The 24,114-nt window shown below is 67.0% G+C and carries 26 protein-coding genes and 1 tRNA gene; 8 read left to right on the plus strand and 19 right to left on the minus strand.

Translation table 11 applies throughout. The features are described from left to right. Window positions 1–143: 143 nt before the first annotated feature. The 3 genes from D5S18_RS14805 to pgsA all read right to left on the minus strand — a co-directional run bounded on the left by D5S18_RS14805 (window position 144) and on the right by pgsA (window position 1,847). Window positions 144–578: a helix-turn-helix domain-containing protein gene (locus tag D5S18_RS14805; RefSeq protein WP_120041326.1), complete on the minus strand. Its 435-nt coding sequence runs from the start codon at window positions 576–578 to the stop codon at window positions 144–146. A gap of 136 nt (window positions 579–714) precedes the next feature. Further along, the gene (locus D5S18_RS14810) at window positions 715–1,209 is read right to left on the minus strand and encodes a CinA family protein (protein WP_120042146.1); all 495 of its coding nucleotides are present in this window, start codon (window positions 1,207–1,209) and stop codon (window positions 715–717) included. Then, the gene (pgsA, locus tag D5S18_RS14815; RefSeq protein WP_120041328.1) at window positions 1,206–1,847 is read right to left on the minus strand and encodes a CDP-diacylglycerol--glycerol-3-phosphate 3-phosphatidyltransferase; all 642 of its coding nucleotides are present in this window, start codon (window positions 1,845–1,847) and stop codon (window positions 1,206–1,208) included. The genes D5S18_RS14810 and pgsA overlap by 4 nt, the downstream gene beginning before the upstream one ends. A gap of 289 nt (window positions 1,848–2,136) precedes the next feature. Here pgsA and D5S18_RS14820 point away from each other — a divergent pair, with 289 nt between their 5' ends. From D5S18_RS14820 to D5S18_RS14830, 3 genes are all read left to right on the plus strand, one after another. Continuing rightward, window positions 2,137–2,691, plus strand: a complete 555-nt coding sequence (locus D5S18_RS14820; protein WP_120041330.1) for an amino-acid N-acetyltransferase — start codon at window positions 2,137–2,139, stop codon at window positions 2,689–2,691. A gap of 25 nt (window positions 2,692–2,716) precedes the next feature. Beyond that, entirely contained in the window at window positions 2,717–3,001 is a 285-nt protein-coding gene (locus tag D5S18_RS14825) for a YciI family protein (protein ID WP_120041333.1), read from the plus strand. A gap of 73 nt (window positions 3,002–3,074) precedes the next feature. Beyond that, window positions 3,075–3,599, plus strand: a complete 525-nt coding sequence (locus D5S18_RS14830) for a hypothetical protein (protein ID WP_120041334.1) — start codon at window positions 3,075–3,077, stop codon at window positions 3,597–3,599. A gap of 1 nt (window position 3,600) precedes the next feature. Here D5S18_RS14830 and D5S18_RS14835 read toward each other — a convergent pair whose 3' ends face one another. Beyond that, complete coding sequence (locus D5S18_RS14835) at window positions 3,601–4,584, minus strand: TerC family protein (RefSeq protein ID WP_120041336.1); 984 nt, start codon at window positions 4,582–4,584, stop codon at window positions 3,601–3,603. Between the two features lie 112 nt (window positions 4,585–4,696). Here D5S18_RS14835 and D5S18_RS14840 point away from each other — a divergent pair, with 112 nt between their 5' ends. The 3 genes from D5S18_RS14840 (at window position 4,697) to D5S18_RS14850 (ending at window position 6,358) form a co-directional block, all read left to right on the plus strand. Continuing rightward, entirely contained in the window at window positions 4,697–5,530 is an 834-nt protein-coding gene (locus D5S18_RS14840; protein ID WP_439651125.1) for a class I SAM-dependent methyltransferase, read from the plus strand. A gap of 222 nt (window positions 5,531–5,752) precedes the next feature. Further along, a tRNA-Leu gene (locus tag D5S18_RS14845) sits at window positions 5,753–5,826 on the plus strand. Between the two features lie 124 nt (window positions 5,827–5,950). Then, window positions 5,951–6,358 (plus strand): nuclear transport factor 2 family protein, encoded by a 408-nt coding sequence (locus D5S18_RS14850; RefSeq protein ID WP_120041340.1) that lies wholly within the window; start codon window positions 5,951–5,953, stop codon window positions 6,356–6,358. Between the two features lie 86 nt (window positions 6,359–6,444). On the opposite strand, the gene D5S18_RS14855 is transcribed toward D5S18_RS14850, so the two are convergent. From D5S18_RS14855 to D5S18_RS14880, 7 genes are all read right to left on the minus strand, one after another. Beyond that, window positions 6,445–6,888, minus strand: coding sequence for a PIN domain-containing protein (locus D5S18_RS14855; protein WP_158607876.1), 444 nt, complete (start codon window positions 6,886–6,888; stop codon window positions 6,445–6,447). Further along, the gene (locus D5S18_RS14860; protein WP_158607877.1) at window positions 6,885–7,115 is read right to left on the minus strand and encodes a ribbon-helix-helix domain-containing protein; all 231 of its coding nucleotides are present in this window, start codon (window positions 7,113–7,115) and stop codon (window positions 6,885–6,887) included. Before D5S18_RS14860 ends, D5S18_RS14855 begins: the two co-directional genes overlap by 4 nt. A gap of 102 nt (window positions 7,116–7,217) precedes the next feature. Beyond that, window positions 7,218–7,517, minus strand: coding sequence for a DUF1540 domain-containing protein (locus D5S18_RS14865; RefSeq protein WP_120041346.1), 300 nt, complete (start codon window positions 7,515–7,517; stop codon window positions 7,218–7,220). Between the two features lie 105 nt (window positions 7,518–7,622). Beyond that, the gene (locus D5S18_RS14870; RefSeq protein ID WP_120042147.1) at window positions 7,623–8,039 is read right to left on the minus strand and encodes a hypothetical protein; all 417 of its coding nucleotides are present in this window, start codon (window positions 8,037–8,039) and stop codon (window positions 7,623–7,625) included. A gap of 157 nt (window positions 8,040–8,196) precedes the next feature. Beyond that, window positions 8,197–9,207 carry a serine/threonine protein phosphatase gene (locus D5S18_RS14875; RefSeq protein WP_120042148.1) on the minus strand — a complete coding sequence of 337 codons (1,011 nt, stop codon included), beginning with the start codon at window positions 9,205–9,207 and terminating at the stop codon, window positions 8,197–8,199. Window positions 9,208–9,319: 112 nt separating this feature from the next. Next, window positions 9,320–9,496 carry a hypothetical protein gene (locus tag D5S18_RS34875; RefSeq protein WP_158607878.1) on the minus strand — a complete coding sequence of 59 codons (177 nt, stop codon included), beginning with the start codon at window positions 9,494–9,496 and terminating at the stop codon, window positions 9,320–9,322. A gap of 25 nt (window positions 9,497–9,521) precedes the next feature. Beyond that, window positions 9,522–9,887, minus strand: coding sequence for a nitroreductase family deazaflavin-dependent oxidoreductase (locus D5S18_RS14880; RefSeq protein ID WP_120041348.1), 366 nt, complete (start codon window positions 9,885–9,887; stop codon window positions 9,522–9,524). A gap of 102 nt (window positions 9,888–9,989) precedes the next feature. Between D5S18_RS14880 and D5S18_RS14885 the strand changes: the two genes are divergently transcribed. Continuing rightward, window positions 9,990–10,658: a TetR/AcrR family transcriptional regulator gene (locus D5S18_RS14885; RefSeq protein WP_120041350.1), complete on the plus strand. Its 669-nt coding sequence runs from the start codon at window positions 9,990–9,992 to the stop codon at window positions 10,656–10,658. A 51-nt stretch (window positions 10,659–10,709) separates the two neighbouring features. On the opposite strand, the gene D5S18_RS14890 is transcribed toward D5S18_RS14885, so the two are convergent. The 4 genes from D5S18_RS14890 to D5S18_RS14905 form a co-directional block, all read right to left on the minus strand. Then, window positions 10,710–11,072 carry an iron chaperone gene (locus tag D5S18_RS14890; protein ID WP_120041353.1) on the minus strand — a complete coding sequence of 121 codons (363 nt, stop codon included), beginning with the start codon at window positions 11,070–11,072 and terminating at the stop codon, window positions 10,710–10,712. Between the two features lie 39 nt (window positions 11,073–11,111). Continuing rightward, on the minus strand, window positions 11,112–12,365 hold the full coding sequence (locus D5S18_RS14895; RefSeq protein WP_239003773.1) for a cytochrome P450 family protein: 1,254 nt from the start codon (window positions 12,363–12,365) through the stop codon (window positions 11,112–11,114). 298 nt (window positions 12,366–12,663) lie between these two features. Further along, window positions 12,664–14,199 carry a glycosyl hydrolase family 18 protein gene (locus tag D5S18_RS14900; protein WP_120041359.1) on the minus strand — a complete coding sequence of 512 codons (1,536 nt, stop codon included), beginning with the start codon at window positions 14,197–14,199 and terminating at the stop codon, window positions 12,664–12,666. 266 nt (window positions 14,200–14,465) lie between these two features. After that, on the minus strand, window positions 14,466–15,038 hold the full coding sequence (locus D5S18_RS14905) for a carboxymuconolactone decarboxylase family protein (protein WP_120041361.1): 573 nt from the start codon (window positions 15,036–15,038) through the stop codon (window positions 14,466–14,468). 411 nt (window positions 15,039–15,449) lie between these two features. On the opposite strand from D5S18_RS14905, the gene D5S18_RS14910 reads away from it, so the two are divergent. Further along, on the plus strand, window positions 15,450–17,765 hold the full coding sequence (locus tag D5S18_RS14910) for a helix-turn-helix transcriptional regulator (RefSeq protein ID WP_120041363.1): 2,316 nt from the start codon (window positions 15,450–15,452) through the stop codon (window positions 17,763–17,765). A 17-nt stretch (window positions 17,766–17,782) separates the two neighbouring features. Here D5S18_RS14910 and D5S18_RS14915 read toward each other — a convergent pair whose 3' ends face one another. The 4 genes from D5S18_RS14915 to D5S18_RS14930 all read right to left on the minus strand — a co-directional run bounded on the left by D5S18_RS14915 (window position 17,783) and on the right by D5S18_RS14930 (window position 24,110). Beyond that, the gene (locus D5S18_RS14915) at window positions 17,783–20,428 is read right to left on the minus strand and encodes a DNA translocase FtsK (protein WP_203236749.1); all 2,646 of its coding nucleotides are present in this window, start codon (window positions 20,426–20,428) and stop codon (window positions 17,783–17,785) included. 253 nt (window positions 20,429–20,681) lie between these two features. Next, window positions 20,682–21,305: a TIGR03085 family metal-binding protein gene (locus D5S18_RS14920; RefSeq protein WP_120041365.1), complete on the minus strand. Its 624-nt coding sequence runs from the start codon at window positions 21,303–21,305 to the stop codon at window positions 20,682–20,684. Window positions 21,306–21,309: 4 nt separating this feature from the next. Beyond that, complete coding sequence (locus D5S18_RS14925; protein ID WP_147403961.1) at window positions 21,310–21,897, minus strand: hypothetical protein; 588 nt, start codon at window positions 21,895–21,897, stop codon at window positions 21,310–21,312. Window positions 21,898–21,992: 95 nt separating this feature from the next. Continuing rightward, complete coding sequence (locus tag D5S18_RS14930) at window positions 21,993–24,110, minus strand: ribonuclease J (protein WP_239003774.1); 2,118 nt, start codon at window positions 24,108–24,110, stop codon at window positions 21,993–21,995. Between the last annotated feature and the right edge of the window lie 4 nt (window positions 24,111–24,114).

Here is a 24,114-nt window from a genome sequence, read left to right on the forward strand (position 1 = left end):
TCACGCACCCGCCTATGTGCCTATCCTCCACCATGCGGCACCCGCGCCGGGCGAACCCCGGCCCAACAGACGCCTAGTGAGAATCTAGCCGTTTTCGGCGGTGGTCCGCAGCGTCAGGGCGAGCCGCCACCGCACCGGGGGTGTCAGTTATTCCGAACCAGCACCAGCATGTCGCTCCTGGGAGCCGGGATGACGATCCTGGTGTCCCCATCGATGCGCGGCATCGGCTCGGCCTGCGCCGCCGACATGCTCGCGACCGGCGCTTCCTCGGCGGCGGGCTCGGCAGCCACGGATTCGGCGGGCGCGGGCTCTGCCGCCACCCGGCCATCGGGCACCGGCAATCCGTCGGCGCCCGCCATGATCGTGCTCACATCCCACAGCACCCGCGACAGCGGTACGTCGAGCGCCTCGCAGATCGAGGCCAGCAGTTCGCTGGAGGCCTCCTTGCGACCCCGCTCCACCTCGGACAGATAGCCGAGGCTGACCCGCGCCGAGGTGGAAACCTCGCGCAGGGTCCGGTGCTGGGCGAGACGAGCACGCCGCAGACTGTCCCCGATCGCCTCTCGCAGCAGCGTCATCTCGTTCTCCTTCGCTCCCCGCGCGATGTGCGCCCACACCGTGCACGCAGTTCTTTCTGGCACAACGCCGGGCAAGGCCGGGAGGTTCCCGACCGCCGCACCGACTGTCCTCGGCCCGATGGCTCGACCCGAACACCTACCGCGTATCCCGCAGACACCGCAGCAACTCGCGCAGCGCGGTCTTGGTAGCGCCGATTCTGATCGTCCACCGGTCACCCGACAGTTTCAACCGCATCACCTCGGTGTGGCCGGGACCGGCCAACCCCAGGTACACCGTGCCCACCGGATGACCATCCTGCGGTTCGGGACCCGCGACGCCGGTGAGTCCGACGCCCCAGTCCGCGCCGCACCGGCTGCGCGCCCCGACGGCCAATTGCTCGGCCGTACTCGCCGCCACCGGCCCCTCCGTCGCCAGCACCTCCGCGCCGACACCGGCCAGGCTGTGTTTGAGATCGGTGGCATACACCACCAGGCCGCCGCGCAGCACCGCGCTCGCACCGGGCACCCCGGCGATGGCGGCGGACACCAGGCCCGCGGTGAGGGATTCGGCGGTGGCCACGGTCTGGCGGGCCGCCGCGAGGGCACGCACCAAATCGGCGGCGGGAGCCTCGGCCAGCAGCGGATCGGTCATGCGCGACGCGCCCGCCCCGGCCCGCCCGCCAGCCACACGCGCACCGCTTGGCCCACATAGTCCAATCCGGTCAGCACCGTCAGCACCACCGCAACGTACATCAAAACCATTCCGGCCGTTGCGAATCCACCCGACAGCGGCAGCAGCAGCACGGCGATGGCCACCGACTGCACCAGCGTCTTCAGCTTCCCGCCGCGACCGGCCGGTATCACCCCGCGCCGGACCACGGCCAACCGCAGCAGCGTCACCCCGATCTCCCGGCCGCAGATGACCAGCGTGATCCACCAGGCCACATCGCCGAGCATGGACAGCCCGATCAACGCCGACCCGATCAGCGCCTTGTCCGCGATCGGATCGGCGAGCTTGCCGAAATCGGTGACCAAACCGTATTTGCGGGCCAACTGCCCGTCGAAACGGTCGGTGATGGCGGCCAGGCCGAACAGCGCGGCCGCGCCGATCCGCCACCCCGTCTCGTGGCCGCCCTCGGTGAACAGCGCGAGCACGAACAGCGGCACGATCGCGATGCGCAGCATGGTGAGCACATTGGCGATATTCAGCAATGGCACCGCGGGCTCCGGTTGCGCGGCGCCGGACGCCTGCGCGATGGATCGGTCGATCTCCTCCGGTTGCACCGTCATACCTCCGCCTCGGCGGCGTTCGGCTGCGGTCTGCACCCGCCCCCCGACTCGTCGGCGGGTCTCGTCTGTGACTTCGAGGCGTGGCACGCCGATGGACGATCGCTCATATCCGTCGCCGGTTCCGGGCGCGGCACAGGACGCGCAGCTGTGAACAGGACGACAGATTGTGCGGCACCCGCTCAGCCTAACGGGCGCTGTCGGCGAAGCCGTCCGTAGACCCGCGCACGGCCGGAGCGAAGGGCACCGCCACGGATGACCACCTGTTCCAGGCCGGACTAATGTGCACCCCATGACGACAACGGGACCGCTGGGCGGTTCGACACGCGACACCGACCAGGCCACGCAACTCCCGGCTCCGGTAGTGCGACGCGCGCGAACCTCCGATGTGCCCGAGATCAAACGCCTCATCGACGTCTACGCGGGCCGCATCCTGCTGGAGAAGAATCTGGTCACGCTCTACGAGTCGGTTCAGGAATTCTGGGTGGCGGAACTGGACGGCCGGGTGGTGGGCTGCGGGGCGCTGCACGTGCTGTGGGCCGACCTCGGCGAGGTCCGCACGGTCGCGGTGGACCCGGATGTGAAGGGCACCGGCGTCGGCAAACTCGTGGTGCGACAACTCGTCGCGGTGGCCAGGGAATTGGCATTGAAGCGGGTCTTCGTGCTGACCTTCGAGACGAAGTTCTTCGGCAGTCACGGATTCGTCGAGATCGACGGCACTCCGGTCACCGCCGAGGTCTTCGCCGAGATGTGCCGCTCCTACGACACCGGTGTGGCGGAATTCCTGGACCTGAGTTACGTCAAACCCAATACCCTCGGCAATACTCGAATGTTGCTGAACCTCTGACCTGCCGACCGAAAGCGACCGGACCGTGCCGATTTTCGCCGTTCACTACGACTATTCCGACGCGACCGTCTCCGGACGCGATGAGCACCGTCCGGCGCACCGGGCCTGGCTGGGCGAGCAGTTGGCGGCGGGCACCATGCTGACCAGCGGCCCGTATCCGGATGGATCGGGCGCGCTGCTGCTGTTCCGCGCCGAGGACGAGGCGGCGCAGCGGGCGCTGCTCGCCGAGGATCCGTTCTACAAGCAGGGCCTGATCGAGGCGGTGCGGGTCGTCGAATGGTTCCCCGCGCTCGGCGCGTTCACCGAATGAGACTCAGCTAACTACCGGCGACACACCGGGTGCGCTGCTGCCCGACGCGCGCGTTATCGAGCAGACTCGCGCTGTGCGCAGATCCGCTCCCCTGCTCGCGTCGGCGACGCTCGCCGCGCTGCTCACGAGTTGCTCCGGCAGCACACCGGCCCCGCCGACGCCGGATCGGGTGCCGACCGGCCATGGACCGATGGATCCCACCTGGTACCAGGCGGTCGGCGGCTATTTCTTCCACACCGCCGACCGCGGCCTGTCCTGCGGCATCCTCGACGAGGCGGTCGGCCAATCCCGACATTCGGCGGGATGCCAGGGATCGACACCACCGCCGCCCGAGATGCAGGCGTGCTGGAACAGCGCGCCCGACGCCGCGGCCATGGCGGTCGGCGAAAGCGCCAGCTACCTCTGCGTGAATCAGGGCCTGTTCGTCGGACCACCCGAGGACGGTGGCGGCCAGAGCGGTGGGCAGGTGCTACCCGCCGGGGCCAGCCTGACCGTGCACGGCTTCACCTGTCAGACCGAGCAGATGGGCGTCAGTTGCCGCAATGACGTCAGCGGACACGGGTTCACCATGACGCCCGGCACGAATCGACTCTTCTGAGCTAGCGCTGCCTACCGCGGTCGCGGGTCTTGATCAAACTGGCGACCGTCGCGACCAGCAGGATGCCGATAATCACGCCGAGCGAGGCGAGCGTGGAGATCTCCGGGACGGCCACCGCTTCGCCGCCATTGATGAACGGCAGGGTGTTCTCGTGCAGTGCGTGCAGCACCAGCTTCACCCCGATGAAGGCGAGGATCGCCGCCAATCCGTAGGACAGATACACCAGACGATCCAGCAGTCCGCCGATCAGGAAGTAGAGCTGGCGCAATCCCATGAGGGCGAACGCGTTCGCGGTGAACACGATGTAGGGCTGTTCGGTCAGACCGTAGATCGCCGGAATCGAATCCAGCGCGAACAGCAGGTCGGCGAAACCGATCGCCAGCAAGGCCAGCACCATCGGGGTCAGCACCCGGCGCCCGTCGATGCGGGTGATCAGCTTGTCGCCGTCGTATTCGTCGGTGGTCGGCAGCAGACGTTTGGCCAGCACGATGATCCGATTGTCGCGCTGCTGCTCGTGTTCGGCCTCGTGGCCGCTCTCGCGTGCCAGTTTGACGGCCGTGTAGACCAGGAACAGGCCGAACAGGTAGAACACCCAACTGAACGCATTGATCGCGGCCGCGCCGACCGCGATGAACGCCCCGCGCATGGCCAGCGCGATGACAATACCGATCAGCAGCACTTTCTGCTGGTTGATCCTCGGCACCGCGAAGGTGGACATGATGATCAGGAAGATGAACAGGTTGTCCACCGAGAGTGCCTTCTCGGTGACGAAACCCGCGTAATACTCCCCCGCGTAGCGCGAACCCCATTGCCAGGCAATGATTCCGCCGAAGGCCAGCGCCAGACCGATGTAGACCGCCGACCAGAAACCGGATTCGGCGAAGGTCGGCGCGTGCGGGGTGCGCACATGGGCGAAGAAGTCGAAGACGAACAGCCCGAGGATCGCCGCGATGGTGATCACCCAGACCAACGCGGTCACCTGCATCCGGCAGCCCGGTTCATAGCGATGATCATGCCCGATTCATCCGTTCCGTTGGAATTGCCGAATGGTTGCCGCCAATAATTTCACATGCGTCCGGCCCGCCCATCGTGGCACAGTGAGCCGAGTGACCGACGACTATCTCGCGCTCAATCGAGCCAACTGGGACGAACGCGCGCCGCTGCACGCCGCGTCCGCCGACTACGACCTCGCGAACTTCCTCGCCGATCCGAACTTCATCGGCAGCGACCTGCGCTTCGATCTGCCACTGCTCGGCGACGTACGCGGCCTGCGCGGGGTGCATCTGCAATGCCATATCGGCACCGACACCCTCGGTCTGGCCCGCCTCGGCGCGACCATGACCGGACTCGACCTCTCCCCCGGCTCCCTTGCCCAAGCCCGCGCCCTGGCCGAGAAGACGGGCGCCGCCATCGAATTCGTCGAATCCGATGTCTACGCGGCCGAAACCGCCCTCGGCGCCGCGCGATTCGACCTCGTCTACTCCAGCGTCGGCACCCTGTGCTGGCTGCCCGACGTGGCGCGCTGGGCACGAACCGTCGCCGCGCTGCTGCGCCCCGGCGGCCGACTCTTCCTGCGCGACGGACACCCCGTCCTCCAGTCGGTCGACGAAACCCACACGGACCGACTCGTCATCGGCTACCCCTACTTCGAAACCGCTGAGCCCGTGGTGTTCTCCGACGACACCACCTACGTCGCCACCGACACCCGGCTCACCGCGACCACCACCCACGAGTGGAACCACGGCCTCGGCGAGATCGTCCAAGCCGTCCTCGACGCGGGCCTCACCCTCACCGGCCTCACCGAACACCGCAGCGTCCCTTGGGAAGCCCTCCCCGGCCGCATGACCTACGACGCCTCCGGCGAATACCGCCTCACCGACCAACCCGAGCGCCTCCCTCTCAGCTTCACCCTCCAAGCCCGCAAACCTTGAACCGGACATATGCCCACCCGTGCCCGGAACCCGCACCGCCCACCATGATCCGGTGCTAGCGTGCAATCCACCCCCTCCCCGAAAGGCTCCCCCATGACCGGCACCCTGCTCTCCCCGGGTGTCACGTCGCCTCGCACCCTAGCCTTTCCCGCCCGCCACGGCCCCTAATCCCCGCACCCCTCAGGGCCACTCGGCGACACGTCCCCGAGTGGCCTTTCGCTATCCCTCGTAGCCCAACTGGCAGAGGCGCCGTACTCAGGATGCGGTTGTTGCGAGTTCGAATCTCGCCGAGGGAACGCCTAGGCATCAAGCCACCCCGGCTCGGCATTCGATGAACACGTTGGCGCCGTAGCGGGCAGGGCGGGGCGTGTGGCATGCTCTCATCATATTAGAGACCACTCGCTAATTCATGGAGACATCATGTCCACTCCCACCGAGATCGCCGCGAAGCTCTACGACGCACTCGCCCGCCACGACGCACTCGCCACCCACGACCTGCTCACCGACGACTTCGAAGGCACCGTCAGCGCGGGCATGCCGCTCGGTGTCGGCGGTCACCACCACGGACCGACCGCGATGGTGAAAGACGTCTGGGGCCGCGTCGCCGCCGCCTACGACATCCACGTCGACCCGATCGAATACCTGCATGTCGATCACCACCGCGTCGTCGTGACCGGCCGCTACTGGGGCACCGCCCGCTCCGGCCACGGCGACGTCGACGCCGCCTTCGCCCACATCATCACCACCCGCGACGACCGAATCACGGCACTGACCCAGATCACCGACACCCGCCGCTGGAACACTCCACAACCCGACGACGCCCAATAGCATCATCGGCCAACGCCGGACCGCCCGCGGTTCGCACCGGCGAACCCGAGGCCCCCTGCAGTGTTTCGCCGACACGCCTCGGCGGTTCAGTCGTCCTGCAGCAGGAGCCGGAACGACACATGGGTGGGTGTCAACGGTCGCACGGCGCGAAAGTCCTTCTCGTCCAATGTCAGCAGGTCATTGGTGAGGTAACGCTCAGCGAGCACGACATTGACCGCGTCAGCCAAATCGAGGCGGAGGCCGCGGTACTGCTGGATGATCCTCTGGGCGACTCGGAGGTCGTCACGGTCGACAGCCGGAATGAGCACCGCACCCTCCTCTGCCGAAGTGAGCAGGTCGTCGAGTACGAGATTCGCTGTCCGACGGTCCTTTCCGAATCTGGCGACGAGTAGATGATCGATTTCGTCGAACACCAGTGGCGAGACGACAGCGACGGAGTTGGCGAGGTATTCCTTGGCGCGCTCGTGCAGTTCCGCCGCCCGGTCGTAGGCGGCGATGACAGCCGAGGTGTCGGCAATGAAGAAGCTCACTCGCCGTATGCCTGTCCCAACAAATCCGCACTGTTGGCGGCGAACCCTGGATCGCCGGAATCGAACGAGGGCCAAGGGCGAGTGCGACGCACCGTGTGCGCTCGCAGCAGAACCAGATCGATGCCCTCACGGATGAGGTCGGCCTCCGACCTCCCTGTCGCCTCGGCAGCGTCCTTCAGCTGTGCAGCCTGCGCGGGGTCGAGATACACACTCGTCTTGGCCTTCATGAACGTAGGGTACCGCGTAGGGCACCGGTTGGGCTCGCACACAGCGGAAGAACCGGCACGGTCGCAGGTCATTGACCTGCGACCGTGCCGGTTCGGTCGTGATCAGCGCGGACTGTAGGTGAGGCAGCGTGCTGCGTGTTCCCCGGTGCCGGGGCCGACACGGATCTCGCCCGCAGCGCATTCGAGGTTCTGGTTGTGGACGCAGTCGGCGCGCTGGCACGCTCCGACCATACTGGTGACGGTGTCCAAGCCGCCCTTCATCGACAGGGGGATGAAGGTGGCGCAATCGGCGCTGCCATTCTGGCCCGATACGTTGATCGCATAGGCGTGGCAGCCGTCATGATTGTAGGAACAGTTCGCGACCGTGCACTCGCTGACATGGGGCATTTCGACTGTTGTCATATTTCGCCCTTCTGAGCATCGGCATTCGTCCTTGCGCCCACAGCGTATTCTCTCGAATTCCGACTTCAAAGCCAGGTCAGACTAACCTAAGTCGAGCGAACGGCCCTATATTTGCCCTGCGGCGAAGCCGGTGAGAAGGACGCTGAAGCCGCCGATTTCGCCGAGTATCAGCACCGCCAAAGCCAAGCCGAACCAGCTTGGGGGATTGTGCATTTGGTTGACGGTCTGTCGTTGCAGTCCCAAGCGGATGTAGTTCGCGATCGTTCCCATGAAAAGCACGATAATCGCCAGTCCCGCACCGAGATTCACTGCGGCCGACCAGCCCGACAGCTCCACGAACAGGGCGATCAGCACCGTCGCGAACGAATACATGAGGGCGGCGCGGTGCGCGATATCGACATACGGATGCGCCAGCCCGCCCGGAGCGTGGGACATCGCCCGCCACTTCCAAACACCCAGCAGCAGAGCCACGAGGAAGATGACACCGGCCAGGAATAGTACGACAGCGGTCTCGGTGTGAATGGTCAAAACTTCTTCTCCTCAATGGAACCCACAATGCGCGGCCACCGTACCGAGACAAGTTGCTTGTGACGAGCGCGCGAATCACCATCGTCGTGAACATCAGGTGTACACCGGTCTTCGACCGTTCACGCCGATGACCGAGCAAAGGGCATGAGCCCTATTCGTTTTCGCGGACCGGGAATTCCGCATGAAGGTCTCCGCCGAACAATTTCCAGTAGAAGGCGTTCATCCTCGCGGCGGCGGGTGCGCACCGAACCAGGATCGGCGCGACAGCCGACGGCGCCTCATCCGGGACGTGGCCCGCGGCGCACCGGAGTACGTACTCGTTGCGGGCAACAGGGCCGCCGCGGATCGGGGTCGGTATGCCACAGATATCGGTCACCACCCAGTTGACCAATCGCATTGCGGCATAGTCGCTGTCATGGGTGGCATGGCGTTCGACGAACTCGCGCTCGGCGGTCGACAGGTCGAAATGCGGCGAGGTGGCCAGCCCGAAATCGCTGAGATAGATCCGCTCCCCGTCGCTGCGCATATTGAGGAAATGCCCGTCCATGTGCAGCAGCCGACCGTCCAGGTACGTCACGATCCGCGAGAGTTGCCGCTCGAGCGTCACGACCTTGTCCGCCGGGTTCGCTCCGAGCCAGTCCGATATCGAGAGCGGGATGTATTCGCAGAACAGCACGAGGCTGCACCGGGCGGCCGCCAACGCTTCGAGACGGGTGCGCACCGCCGGGCAACCACCCAGGGCGCGGACCACCGCCTCGGTATCGGCGTGTTCGTCCGCGATCGGCGACCGGCCGGGCAGCACCCGCCAGTGGTAGAGCATCGGAAAGAACTGTGCCTCGCCGGCGAGCACACCATCGGTGACCATGATGTTCGCGGCCAACTCGCGCCAGGCACTGAAGCTCGGTCCGCCGATACCGTATTGGCAGAACATCGGCAGGTCGAACAGGTTCGCTGTCGAGCCCCAGTGAGTGAGCTCCAGATCGGTCAGCGGGACGCGCTTGACGAACACTGAGATCCCGGCGACATCGACGACTGCTGCACCACCACCTACTCCGACGCTCTGGGACACGCCCGCATCCATCAGCTCGGCAAGCTGAATATCGCTGCGGGAGGCCAGGAAAGCCGAGAGTGTGCGGTGGCGGTCGCTCCTGGCGGCTGTCATCGCACGATTCTGCCACTGCCTGTCCAGGATGAGCGTCGCCCTCATCGACGACGCCTGGTCGAAACCGCCCGAATTGCAGGGGAGTTCGCCGGCCGAGCAGATCGAAGCCGAATCATGGTGCGGTATAGGAATTCTCGAGCCACCTGGCGACGCACCGAACGAGTCGGTCCGTCGGATGCAGTTCGAGGACCGAGCGGTTGCCTGCCGGGTGGATCGCCTCGAGGCGCAGGCCCGCCTTTTCGGCCAGCCTGCCCAGTTGGGCGACGGTGCGCTCGAGAGGCTTGCTCATGCGCGCACACCGCGATTCGGATCCGTCAGGCCACATCCATGCGCAGAAACTCGGTGATGCGCATCATCTTCGGCCCCAGGGCTTTCGGAGGCAGGTCGCGCTTCGCCTCGTCCAACCCGATCAAACGCGGTGCGGTGAGGTTCATCTCGCGCCCCTCGACGCGCAGGTGGGCTCGACCGGCGGCCAGCACATTGCGCACCCAGTCCGATCGCGAACCGTATACGAGCACGAACAGGAACCCGCCCTCGACGGGATGTACATCCAGCGGGGTGCGATACGTGGCGCCGGAGACACGTCCGACGTGGGTCAGCACCGGCCAATTGCCACTGGCCAGGGCGCGGGGATTGAACACGCGCTTGTTCACTTGGCCCCACCATCTCGGCATCGGCATGGGAATCTCCTTCGCATTCGACGGGCTCCCACCGGGGAACCTTACACCTGTAAGGTTGACTTACACCTGTAAGGTTGTCAAGCATCCGACCCTGGAGCCGCCATGCCCCCGCAGCAGACCCGACCACCCCTCAACCGCGAACGCGTGCTCGACGCCGCGATCCGGGTCGCCGATCGCGGTGGCGTGCAGGCGATCACCATGCGGCGGGTGGCGCAGGAACTCGGCGTCGAGGCGATGTCGCTCTACCACCACCTGCCGAACAAGGACGCCATCCTCGACAGCGTGGTCGACGCGGTATTCGCCGCCATCGAACTGCCCGACGGCGCGGCCGCGGACTGGCGCGACGCGATCCGCACCCGTGCCTTTTCCGCGCGCACGGTGCTGTCCCGGCACAGCTGGGCGCTAGGGCTCATGGATTCCCGACGCGATCCGGGTCCCGCGACGCTGCGGCACCACAATGCCGTCCTCGGCGTCCTGCGACGGGCCGGTTTTCCGCTGCCGCTCGCCGCGCACGCCGTCTCGCTCATCGACAGCTACATCGGCGGATATGTCCTGCAGGAAGCCAATCTGCCGCTCGCGACGCCGAAGGATGTCCGGGAGGTCGCGGGCACCATCCTCGGCGACCTGCCGGGAGCGGAACTGCCGTATCTCAGGGAGATCATCGTCGACCACGCGCTGCGGCCCGACTACGACCACACCGGCGAGTTCGGATTCGGGCTCGATCTGATATTGGACGCGCTGGAAGCCCGCCGGGCGGCCGCCGAATCCTGAACGCCCGCACCGATTCTCGGCCGAGCCGGGATATCGGCGGGCACTGCCGCATCAATCGGTGAGATCTTTGCCCGATTCCCGCAACCGGGTTTCGATCAGCTTCCGCACGAGCGGCTGGGGCAATGGTTGGTCGGGTGGGAAGTGCAGCGAACTCTTCGTCATCTCGTAGCCCGCGAGGTCAGCGGCGAGGGCGGGCAGGACCGAGCCGCTGTGCGGGAGGTAGGCGAGGTGGTGGGTGAATGCGGCGAATCCCGCGACGACCTCGCCGTCGATTCTGAACGCGGGCATCTGGTAGGAAATGCACTCCTGCGCCTCGGGCAGCAGGGCGCGGATGTCCGAACGTAGCTGGTTCAGCGTCTTTCGCCCCGGTTCGGGAACCTCTGCCAGATAGCTGTCGACATCATTGGCAACCATGTGGCTATTGTCGCACCCGCGAGGGTGCGACGCCTCGACTTACCGCGGGTAATCCAGTGGCGGGGTCGGCGGGAAGATGACCGGCAATTCGGTCAGCGCCCGATGGAACGGACCCGGTCGCCAGTTCGGTGTCCGATCGGGCGGATCGAGTTGGAGTTCCGGTATGGCGTCGAGGAGTTGGTCGATGGCCTCCTGCGCGATCAGATAGGCCATGGAACGCGCGGGGCAGGCATGGGGGCCGAGGCCCCAGGCCAGGTGGGAGCGGTTGCCGGTGAGATCGCCCGCGCGGATCGCCGGGTCGTTGTTGCAGGCCGCCATGCTGATGACGACGGGCTGGTGCGCGGGCAACCACACATCGTCGATGAGGATCGGATGGTTGGGGTAGGTGATCAGCAGGTTCGCCAACGGCGGGTCATTGAACAGGACCTCGTCGAGGGCGTCGCGGGCGGAGAGGTTGCCGCCGAGGAAACTGCCGCCGAAGCGCTCGTCGGTCAGGATCAGCAGCAGCGTGTTGGTGATCAGGTTCAGTTCGAATTCGATTCCGCTGCCGTAGATCTGGGAGACGTGGTGCGATGCCTCCACATCGGTGAGTCCGGCAGGGTGCCCGAGCAGCACCGAGGTGATATCGCGTTGGGGTTCGGCGCGTTTGAGTGTCACGAGACGCATCAGCGCCTCCCCCACCATTCGATTGCCCTTCTCGGCGTCGACGCCCTCGAGCAACGCGGCGGTGCCCGCGGCGACCTGGCCGCCGATCTCCGGCGGGCAGCCGAGCAGGTAGTTCACCACCGCGAATATCAGTGGGAATACATACTGTTGGATCAGGTCGGCGGATCCGTCGGCGCAGAAGGAGTTGATCAGCGGGATCGCGAGGTCCGCCACCACCGCCTGCAGGGCATACAGGTCGATCTCATCGATACCCGCGGTGATCGCCCCGCGATAGCGGGTGAAGTCGGCTCCGGCGCTGCGACTGGCCATCGGCCGCCACTCCAGCAGCGGAAGTATCGGACAGTCCGCCGGAATATCCTGCTGCCAGGCCCGCGGGTCGGCCGGGAAGTGTTCGGGATCGTTGAGGATCCGCACGGCGGTGCTGTACCCGATCACCAAGGTGGCGGGTACGCCCGGCGCCAGCTCGATCGGCGCCAGAGATCCATAGCGCCTGCGCATCTCGTGGTAGGCGCCGTGCGGGTCGGCCGCGAATTCGGGCCGGTACATCGGCACCCGAGGGTCGTCGGTATCGGTCGGCGAACCGTGGACGACCGGGCACGACGCGGCCCGTGTTTGCGGCGAACTCAAGGGCAAATCTCCAAACGGATCCGTGTGCGCTGCTCGGCGGCTGGCTACCGTTCCCCGCGCCGGGACCGCACTGCCGCGAGTCACCGCGCCGGGACGGCACGATGATATAGCCGCTGCGGGCAAGAAGCATTCCCACACCGGAAATAGGGTCTACCGCAAGAACCTTCGATCCGTCACGGCGCTGCCGCGACTCCTGTGGCGCCGCGTGCCCGCGCACCGATCCCACGGCACCACAGACAATTCCAAGCCAGTGCCACCGGGCGCCACCACGGTGGCGCGCAGTCGATGAACGCCGATCTCAACCCTTGGTTTTGCCCTTGAAGTAGAACGGCGTCATATCCACCTTCACGGACCCCTGCGGTTCAGCACCCAGACCCTCGCGAGCGGCGTTCACCAGTAGACCGTTGTCCATATCGATCGTCCAGGTGAACAGGCCGCCGAGCTTGTTCTTCAGTGCGTACTCCCCTTTGGCCTTCACCGAGCGCGGCGTGTCGATCGACAGGAACAGCTTGCTCTTGGCGCTGTACAGATAGTCGGCATCGGCCTGCTCGTCGGTGTAGATGTCGAAACCGTTGAGGCCGCACTTGTTTTCGAGGTCGAGGTAGTTGTAGAGGATGTCGTAGTACTCCGAGGCGCCGGATTCGTAGGTACCGGTGGTGGTCGTCTTATCGGGGCCCGGATCGTAAGTGCCCTTCAGCGGCGACCACGACGCGATGGCCGCGTTGCGGGCGCTGCGGCTATAGCCCGCGTAGCCGAGGAATATTTGGCCCGAAGGCACCTTATGGTCAAGCAGGTACTTCACGGCGTCATCGATGGCCGGGTACAGGCTCGTGTGATGGGCCAGCCCCTTTGCCCATGGCGTGCCGAAGAAGTCGTAGGTCATCAGATTGATGCCTTCCACGCCCGCGGCGATCATGCCCGGTATATCGGAGGTCTGCAACGCGGCCATCGACGCACCGGCCGCGATGCTGACCCGCACCTTCGGCAGCTTCTTCTTGAGTTCGCGCACCAGCGCCTGGAAGTTCTTCGCGTCCTCCGGGCCGAACGGATTATTGTTGCCCGCGACACCCGGATATTCCCAGTCGATATCGACTTCGGTGAACATGGGGAAGCGCTTGCAAAGGTCGGCGATGCTGTCGACCAGCGTCTTTCGCTTGGCTTCCTCGGCCGTGACAGCGTGGAACGCGTTGCTCATCGTCCAGCCGCCCAGGCTGAAGGCCAGTTTCAGATTCGGATTCTGCTTCTGCAGCTTGGCCAGTCCACCCAGCATGCCCTGCGCATGAGCCTGGTCGAAAAGTTGGCTGTAGTCATTGCTGATCCATTTGTCGAAACCTACGTTGCGATATGCTGCCACATCCCCCCAAGCATCGGTGAACGTGGCTTCGTTCGTCTTTCTGCTGAAATCCGTTGCGGCTCTGTCGATTGTGTCGCGTTTTTCGCCCTGATCGCCCACGATGCCCGCGAAGCCGATGATCAGGCGGTCGTACGCGGCGGCATCGAGCAGCATGAGGTCGGTGCCGCGGCCCACGTGATTGTTCTCGTAGTCGCCGTCGAGGCGGCCATCGTACTGGGGCCAGTCGGGGTAGTAGCCGAACACCTGAGTCCCCGCCGAGGTGGCGCTGTACTTGTTGTAGACCCGCTTGGCCACGCGCGCGGATGTGTACGAGAACTTCTCGGTCTCGGTCGCCGGCTCGTAATTGTTCTGCTTGTAGGTCTTCTCGGTCCCGCCTTTGGACTTCGGGAATTTCTCATCGCCCGGATCGCCGTCATACACCAGTTCACTCTTCTTGGTGCGAGTGATGTTCTGTGAGGAGGTCACCGCGGACTGGGTCATCAGAATCTCCCTTCACGTTGCTGAAGCGATCTCCGAAATTTCCGTCGGCGAAGAATCCGCCTGTCACGTCCAGAAAATCATCCATTGCGCGAAGAAGACGAGTATCGCCGAGGTCCGCCGCACCCGCCCTCTCGGCGAGACGATGTCTCCCCTCCCGTGGCTATCGGCACCGCTGCGGCGCTATAGGCGCTCGGCAGAACCTATTGTCCGCCTGCGGTCCGGACCGGGTCAAACATGCGGACCAGCAGGTTTCCGACAGACCGGAATCAGCGGTGCATCGCAGCGCCGCGGGCCTGCTCCGGCAGATAGCCGTGAGCGGCTATGTTTTCCGCCGCGGCGAGGTAGGAGGCGGGATCGGTGGGTGTCTTGGTGCCGAGGCCGTCCACGTAGCGGTTGAAAAGGCAGAACATCGCCGCGATCAAAACCGTGTCGTGGATTTCGCGGTCGCTCGCGCCCACGTCACGGGCCGCGGTGACCAGCTCGGCAGTCACGTGGCGGCCGGATCGCTGGACCGCCGCCGCGATAGCGAGCAGCGCGCGCAGCTTGGCGGAGACGGGTGCGGTCGCGGGGTCGCGGACGGCGGCGTCGACCAGGTGCGAGCCGCCGTCGATCTGGACCGCGGCTATCGCGGTGTGCGCGCTACAGCAGAAGACGCACTCGTTGCGGGACGAGACATAGGCGGCGATGAGTTCGCGCTCACCGGTGTCGAGTGTGCTCGGGCCGCGCAGCAGCGCCTCGGCCAGACCGGACAGGAGCAGTCCCGTATCCGAGCGGTAGGACAATAGACCCCGCACTCCGGGATACTGGTGCTCGTCCAAGCCGAGATCGATATACGCCATAGCGGTCACACCTCGAATACTTCGGTCGCAGTGCGGGTTTCGACAAGCAGTGGCATTTCGCGCCTCGTTCCGCGAGCGGGGTGGGTATCGAATTCGATGGTGGCAGGGGGTTCGTGATCGCGGGCGCGAGCCGATATGGAAAGGGCAACAAAGCGGAAGCCCATGTCGCGACTGTGGGTTCCCACGCTGTCCCGAAGCGGACGCGGGCGGGCATCGGCAGGTACCTGGACGATCTACCTAGACGGACATCACTCGTGCGAGCGAGGACCGTAGTAGGCCCGGTCGGTACGCTTTGCCGATGTGTCGACCGGGTCTGGTTCATACGACGGTGCTGCGCCGCACGGCGAGGAGCTCGTCGGTAGGGGGCGGGAGCTCGAACGAATAGTCGCGGTGCTGATATCCCCGGCTCGGATGGTGACTCTGGTAGGGCCGGGTGGGATCGGCAAGACGCGTTTGGCGATGGCGGTGGCCGCGCGGTCGCGCGAGGCGACACGGCAGCCGGTGTACTGGGCGCATCTGGCGCGCCTGCCGCGCAATGCCGACGCGGGCATCGTGTCGCGTCTGCTCGTATCCGAAGTGGTCGACGGCGATTTCTCCGACCGGACCGAACGACAGATCCTGCTCGACACCCTCGGACGCTCCGACGCGACGGGACGCGCCGTACTCGTCCTCGACAACTGTGAGCACGTCCTGGACGGAGTCGGCGCGGTATCGGCCGACCTGCTCGCCGCGCTACCGGGATTGACCATCCTGGCCACCAGCAGGACGGCGATCGGGTGGGTCGACGAGCACCTGGTGGAGGTCCCGCCGCTCTCGCGCGAGCATGCGGTGACACTACTGCGGCAGCGCGCGGAATTGGTCGGTCGCCCGATTTCTGAGCGCCAGGCGGAACCGATCTGTCGACACCTGCACTACTACCCGCTGCACATTCGATTGGCGGCGGCGCGGCTGCGCTATCAGTCGCCCGCGCGGATCGTGCGCGATCTCGACGGGTCCGACACGGATCGACGACTGCACTGGTCACCGGGTTTCCGGGTCGGCGTCGACGAACGGCATCGCAGCATCGACGCGGTCATCGCGTGGTCCTACGCACTGTGCGGCCCGCAGGAGCGACTGCTGTTCCAGCGCATGTCGGTGTTCGCTCCCGGCCACGCCATCGAACCCCGCGACGACCCGACCGATCTCGGCGCGGACCTCACGGCGATCGAAACAGTCTGCGCCGATGCCGATCTGGTGGCCGAGCAGGTCGAGGGGCTGTTGGAGCGGTTGGCCGATCGCTCCCTCATCGCCCTGCATATCGGCGCCGAATCGGTGCGGTACTCGCTGTTGGAGAGCTTTCGCGTCTTCGCAGGCGCCCGACTGCGCGAATCGGGTGCGCAGCACGCGCGGGAATTCGCCGCCCGCCATCGCCGCTACTACCGCGACCAAGTGTCGACGGCCCGCGCGAACCGGGTCGGACCGCGCGAACAGGAACTGCTGGACGGGCTGGGAAGCGCGTGGGACAACATTCGCTGGGCCGTCGACCGCAGCCTGCGCGAGCCGCGCGACGCGGTCGTGGGCGCCGCGATCGCCGCGGACCTCATCGCGGTGGGGCTGCCCTTCCTGATCGGCTCGCTGCGGGAATCGCGCGGACTGGCCGAACGCAGTTTGGCGGCCGCGCAGACGCACTGCCCCACCGAGTTGCGGGTGTCCGCGCGGGCGATGATCGGGATGGTGACGGTGTGTCAGGGCCGGTCCGATCTCGCCGAGGACATGCTGGCGGAATGCGTCACCGCCTGCATTGACACGGTGGAGGGTTGGCGCGAGGACCCCACCGTCGATCTCGGACTGCCACCCGACGTCGAATACCTGTGGGGCAGTGTGCTGATGCTGTCGAGCAGCGACGCGCGGGCCACGGCGGTCCTGGCACGCGCGCGGGTCAAGTACGCCGCGGTCGGCGACGCGGTCGGCGCGCTCATGGCCGAACTGTTCGAGGCGCTGTCGGCGGCCTTCCACGGGACGGCCGAGATCGCCCTCGCCACCACGGCCAGGCACCTCGATCGCGTTGTCGCGGCCGGTCCGCAGTGGTCGGCCTCGTGGGCGCGTTTCGCCAGGGCGATCGCGCTGTGCAGGCACGGCGACCCGCACGAGGCGCTCGCGCTCTGCGACGCCGCGGCGGCTTGGCAGATTCCCATGCGCGACCGCTGGGGCGGGGTGTGGGGTCTGCATATCCGCTCCTGGATTCTGGCCGCACTCATCGCGGGTCCCGGTCGCGGGGACCACCTGCGAGCGACACGCTGGGCCGGCGAGATCGCCGTCGCGGCGGGCCGCACCGACGCGCTGCGTCGAGACCTCGGCCTGGATCTGCGAAATCTGGGTCCGTGGGCCGAGCGGACCGACAACGCGGTGGCAATCGCCCGCAAGGTGCTCGGCGACAATGCCTTCGACCCCATCGAACACCGATCGCGCACCGCCCCGTCGACTCCCGACACGCCGACTCCACCCCCGAACCCCACGCCTGCCGCCTGGCACGAACTCACCCGCGCCGAACAGGCGGTGGCGATCCTGGCGGCCTCCGGTCTGACCAACACCGCCATCGCCACCAGCAGGGGCACCTCGACCCGCACCGTCGACGCCCAGGTCGCGGCCATCCTGTCCAAGCTGATGATCAACTCGCGCAAACAGATCCGCGCCCTGCTCCCACCCGAAGCGCTGGACCGCCGCGCACAGGTAGCGGAAAGCCGGTGAGCTGTAGTCGAACTCGCCTACTCGGCGGCTGACCCTTCGGCCGGACCGCCGCCCCGGATGGACCAGAGCAGGCCCTCGAGCTCGTCGGGTTTGACCAGCACGTCACGGGCTTTGGAACCTTCGCTGGGACCCACGACGCCTCGGGTTTCCATCAGATCCATGAGACGGCCCGCTTTCGCGAAGCCGACGCGAAGTTTGCGCTGCAGCATGGAGGTGGAGCCGAACTGCGAGGTGACGACCAGCTCCACGGCTTGCAGCAGCACATCGAGATCGTCGCCGATATCGGGATCGATATCCTTCTGCTCGCCCGCCTTGGCGACGGTGACACCCTCCTGGTAGTCGGGTTCGGCCTGGTTCCTGGCGAATTCGACGACGCCGTGGATCTCCTCGTCGGAGATGAACGCGCCCTGCAGTCGGGTCGGCTTGTTCGCGCCCATGGGCAGGAACAGGCCATCGCCCATACCGATCAGCTTCTCCGCGCCGGGCTGATCCAGGATGACCCTGGAGTCGGTGAGCGAGGAGGTGGCGAACGCGAGCCGGGAGGGCACATTGGTCTTGATCAGGCCGGTGACCACGTCGACGGAGGGGCGCTGGGTGGCCAGCACCAGGTGAATGCCCGCGGCGCGGGCCTTCTGGGTGATGCGGACGATGGCATCCTCCACATCGCGCGGCGCGGTCATCATCAGGTCGGCCAACTCGTCGACGATCGCGAGGATGTACGGGTAGGGCCGATACACCCGCTCGCTGCCCAGCGGCGCGGTGATCGCGCCGGACTTCACCTTCTTGTTGAAGTCGTCGATGTGGCGAACCTTGTTGGCCTGCATGTCCTGATAGCGCTGCTCCATCTCCTCCACCAGCCAGGCCAGCGCGGCGGCCGCCTTCTTCGGCTGGGTGATGATGGGGGTGATCAGGTGCGGAATGCCCTCGTACGGGGTGAGTTCCACCATTTTGGGGTCGATCAGGATCATCCTGACCTCCTCCGGTGTGGCCCGCTGCAACAGCGAGACCAGCATGGAGTTCACGAAACTCGACTTGCCGGAGCCGGTGGAGCCCGCGACGAGAAGGTGCGGCATCTTCGCCAGGTTGGCCGAGACGAAATCGCCCTCGATATTCTTGCCGAGTCCGATCACCAAGGGGTGGTGGTCGTTTCGGGTCGAAGGCGCCTTGAGCACATCGGCCAGGCGAACCAGTTCGCGGTCGGCGTTGGGCACCTCGATACCGACGGCCGATTTGCCCGGAATCGGCGCGAGCAGCCGAACATTCTCCGTGGCAACGGCATAGGCGATATTGCGGGCCAGCGCCGTGATCTTCTCGACCTTCACGCCGGGACCGAGTTCCACCTCGTAGCGGGTGACAGTCGGGCCGCGCACGAATCCGGTGACGGCCGCGTCGATCTTGAACTGCACCAGCACCTCGGTGATGGCCTCGATCATGGATTCGTTGGCGGCGCTGCGCTTCTTGGGCGGATTGCCGTCGGTGAGCAGCGACAGCGGCGGCAGTGTGTAGTCGCCCTCCACTACCCGGTCGGCGACAAACTCCATTTGCTGTGGCGGAGGGGGTGTTTGGTCCTGCACCTTGGCCGGACGCCTGCGCGGTGCGACCGGCGCGGGCGCGGGCGTCTCGGCCGGGGCTTCGGCATCGAAATCCTGTGCGGTGGCCAGGGTTTTGGCATCGCGCAGCGGCGGTTCGGCGAGGGCCTCGGTGGCGGCGGCGCCGTATTCGTCGGTCGGGTAGTTCTCCTCCGGACTGCCGCGCCCGCGTGAGCGCTTGGGGCGGTGTTCGGGAAATCCGTCGGCGTCGTAGTGACTGTCGTAGTCGGCCGGATCGTAGTGGTCGTCCTCGTATTCGCCCATCGCGCCGAAGTACTCGCGCAATCGGTGTGGAACCTCGCGCACCGTCGTCCCGGTGAGCAGCAGCAGACCGAAGGCCATGCACAGCAGCAGGATCGGCACCGAGAGCCAGGCGGTGAGTCCGTCGGTGAGCGGACCGCCGACCACGAAGCCGACGAATCCGCCCGCGAACGCGCGCCCGTGCGCGTCGTGCGGGGTGCCCGAACCGATATGCCACAGCCCGAGCACCGGCAGACCGACGAGTAGCGCGCCGAGCACCAGTCGCGGCCGGATCTCCGGATGCGGTTCGGTGCGCATGAGCACGATGGCGATCCCGGTGGCCACGAAGGGCAAAAGGCTGGCGGCCGAACCGGATACGGCCCGGATGACATCCTCGACCCAGTGCCCGATCGGGCCGCCCGCCGACAACCAGACCGCGGCCGCGACGACGGCGCTGAGCGCGATGAGGCCCAGCGCGATCCCGTCGCGGCGGTGACCGTGTTCGATCTCGCTCGCCCGGCTCAGGGTGCGGGTGGTCGCGCCCAAGCCGCGCGCGAGCATGGTCCAGCCGCCACCGACGCCTCGGGTGAGCACGGCCAGCGGCGCGGTGCCGGTCCGGCGACGGGCCGGACGGCGCACCGGTGCGGTGCGGCCGCGCGCCGCGCCCGCCCGCGCGGCGCCCGTGCCGGTCTTGCCTGCGGCGGCCTTACCGGTGCCGGCTTTACCGGTGCCGCCGGTGCTCTTGCCGGTGCGGGGCCGTGCCGCAGTGGTCCGCCCCCGCGCCGATCCCGCCCGCGCACGAGAGCTCGTGGTGCTGCGGGACTTACCTGCCATGGGCTTCAGGCTAGCCGCAAACGCCCCATCCGGACCATTCGCAACACGTGTATCGCCAGTCTCAGCGGCCGGAACCCGCCATATCCGCTGGTCGATCTTCGAGTCGCGGACCGACGGAGCCGATCGGCTCACGCCGATCCGACCGGACCTCGCGCACCGGTCGGGCGGAAGTTCCCGGACGATCCGGGCGCATCCGGTCGGTCACGCCGGCCCCCGACATATCGGCCGGACTCGGACCGATAGGACCGAACCGTCAGACCGATCGGTCGAAGGCCGTCAGCGCCGCGACCGCTTCCCGCGCACCCGTCGTCTCGACCCGAACCTCATCCCGCCCCATGGTGTAAAGCAGCAGCTCCGAAGGCGGACCCGTCAGCGTCACGGCGGCGCCGGATTTCGCGCCTGCCACCAACTCATCCCCCTCGGGCGTGCGCAGCACCACCGAGACGGGCGCACGCCGGTAGCTCAACGCGGCCATTCGCCGCAGTGTCCGCCACAGCTGCGCCTCGTCGGCGGCGGGCAGCTCGCGCGGGCGCCAACCGGGCGCGCCCCGCCGCACATCCTCGTGGTGGACGAAGTACTCGGCGGTATTGACCAGCGCGTCGACCGGACGCAGCGGCGACCACCACGGCGGCCCGGTGCGGATCTGCTCGAGCAGGTCCGCGAAGGGCCTGCCCGCATAGCTCGCCTGCACGGCGGCGAGATGCCCGGCGAGCGCGGGCACCATGATGCCGGGCGCGGCGTCGGGACGGCGCTCGCGAACGACCAAGTGCGCGGCCAACTCCCGCACCGTCCACGAACCGCAGCGGGTGGGCGCCTCCGGTCCGACGGTGGACATCGTCGCCACCAGGGATCGACGTTCGCGCTGTGCCAGACTCACGCCGTCAACATACCGAGCGCCCGCCGCCTTGTCCGCGCAGCGCCTCCCCAGCCCGCCGCAGATCCCGTTCGATACCGGGCGATCCCGTGCACACCTTGGTGAACCAGGCATCGATCCTGGCCAACTCCTCCGCGCCGAGCACACCGCCCGCACCGGCCCGCGCGACATACTCGTTGACGGTGTTCACCAACCCCCGGTGCGCAACGGCGCGCTGCCGATGCCGCCGGGCCGCGGCGGCATCGTAGATCTCGCCCCAGCGCACCACACCCTCGCTGTGGTGCAGACCGCCGTGCAGATCCCCGGCGACGACGGCCAGCCGCTCGGGCAGCGAGGCGTCGGGATCGGGACGTCGACGTCGCATGGCCGCGCGCACCGTATCGAGGATGTCGAGCAAGTGGGCGACCTCGGCGGCGTCGAGCCGGGTACCGCGATCGAAGCGGCCGATGATCGCGCCCACCTCGCCGAGCGGCCCGGACCACCCGTCGTCGCGACGGCCCGCACCCAAACCGTCGATGACCCTGTCGTACACGGAGATTCGCTGCAAATACGTGTACAGCACCACCAGACCGTCGAGTTGCGCCCTGCCCACCACCGAACGAGGTTATCCAGCGGGTTCACCCGCGCGCGGCCGATTCGCCCGGCACAAATGTGAAAGCCGCCGGAACCCGGCGGCTTTCACGCGATATCTCAGACCCCGATGACCGTCGGCACGATCATCGGCCTGCGCCGGTAGGTCTCGGCGACCCAGCGGCCCACCACCCGCCGCACGCTCTGCGCGATCCGATGGGTGTCGGTGACGCCCTCGGTGGCCAGGCGCAGCAGTTCCGCCTCCACGAGTTCACCCGCCTCGGTGAGCGCCGTCGGGTCGTCGGAGAAGCCGCGGCCGTTGACCTCCGGCGTGGTGACCGCCTTGCCGGTGGTCTCGTCGATGGCGACGGTGATGGAGATGAACCCGCCCTCGCCGAGCACCAAACGATCCGACAGCGTCGACTCGCCGACATCGCCGACGGACAGTCCGTCCACGTACACGTGGCCGACCGGCACCCGACCCACGATCGAGGCGATGCCGTCGACCAGGTCGACCACCACGCCGTCCTCTGCCAGCACCACCCGCTCCTCGGGGACGCCGGTGGACACCGCGAGCGCGGCATTGGCGCGCAGGTGCCGCCATTCGCCGTGCACCGGCATGGCATTGGTGGGTCGCACCGCGTTGTAGAGGAACAGCAGCTCACCCGCCGAGGCGTGCCCGGAGACGTGCACCTTGGCGTTCTGCTGGGTGATCACCGTGGCCCCGAGCCGGGCCAGACCGTTGACCACGGCGAAGACCGAGTTCTCATTGCCGGGGATGAGCGAGGAGGCCAGCACGACCAGATCGTCGGCGCGGATATTGATCTGGCGGTGCTCCCCGCGCGCCATGCGCGAGAGCGCGGACAGCGGTTCGCCCTGGGATCCGGTGGAGATGAGCACCAGCCTGTCGCCGGGGAGGGTGGCGGCCACGTCCAGGTCGACCACCACATTGTCCGGCACCGACAGGTAGCCCAGGTCCTGGGCGATCTGCATATTGCGGACCATCGAGCGGCCGACGAAACATACGCGGCGGCCGTACTTCTGGGCCACGTCGACCACCTGCTGGATGCGGTGCACATGGCTGGCGAAGGAGGCGACGATGACCCGGTTGCGCGCCTTGCCGATGACCGTGTCGAGGACGCCGCCGATCTCGCGCTCGGGGGTGACGAAACCGGGCACTTCGGCATTGGTGGAGTCGACCAGGAACAGGTCGACACCCTCGTCACCGAGGCGGGAGAAACCGGCCAGGTCGGTCAGGCGGCCATCGAGCGGCAACTGATCGAGTTTGATGTCACCGGTGTGCAGCGCCACGCCCGCCGGGGTGCGGATCGCCACCGCGATGGCATCGGGAATCGAGTGGTTGACCGCGAAGTACTCGCATTCGAACGGGCCGTGCTCGGTCTTCTGGCCCTCGGCGACCTCGACCAGCTTGGGCTGGAGCCGATGCTCGCGGCACTTGGCGGCGACCAGCGCCAGGGTGAATCGCGCGCCGACCACCGGGATATCGCCGCGCATGCGCAGCAGGAACGGGACCGCGCCGATGTGGTCCTCGTGGCCGTGGGTGAGCACGATGGCCACCACATCGGCCATCCGGTCCTCGATGGGGCGGAAGTCGGGCAGGATCAGGTCGACGCCGGGCTGCTGATCCTCCGGGAACAGCACACCGCAGTCGACGATGAGCAGCTTGCCCGCGTACTCGAAAACCGTCATATTGCGGCCGATTTCGCCGATACCGCCGAGGGCGAATACGCGCAGCCCGTGCTTGGGCAGTGGCGGCGGCGGACCGAGCCGGTCCGCCGGGGCCAGGATGGTGCCCGAATCCTGCTTCGCGGCAGGCGCTTCCGCACGACGTCCGGCGGACCGGGTCCGCCGCGGCCGCGCGTTGGCGGCCGAATCCGCCACTGCCGGAGCCGATTCGGCTGCCTTGCCTCGCGCCGGGCGCTTGCCCTCCGCCTTCTTGACCTCCGCCTTCTTGGCCTCGGACTTCTTCGGTTCGGACTTCTTCGGTTCGGACTTCTTCGCCTCGGCGCGCTTGGGCTGCGCCTTCTTGGCCTGGGGGGCGGTCCGCGCGGACTTCTTCGGCTCCACCGGCTCGGAAGTTGCGGCGACCGTGACCTTCTCGACCTCGGCGACCTGTTCGACACGGGCGGCGCGCTCGAAGCGCTCCGACTCCGGGGCGGGCGGACCGGCGGTTCTGGAGGCGGTCCGACGCGGACGGCGTGCGGGTGTCTCGGTCATTCCC

This window comes from Nocardia panacis (assembly GCF_003598715.1).
GTDB lineage: Bacteria > Actinomycetota > Actinomycetes > Mycobacteriales > Mycobacteriaceae > Nocardia > Nocardia panacis.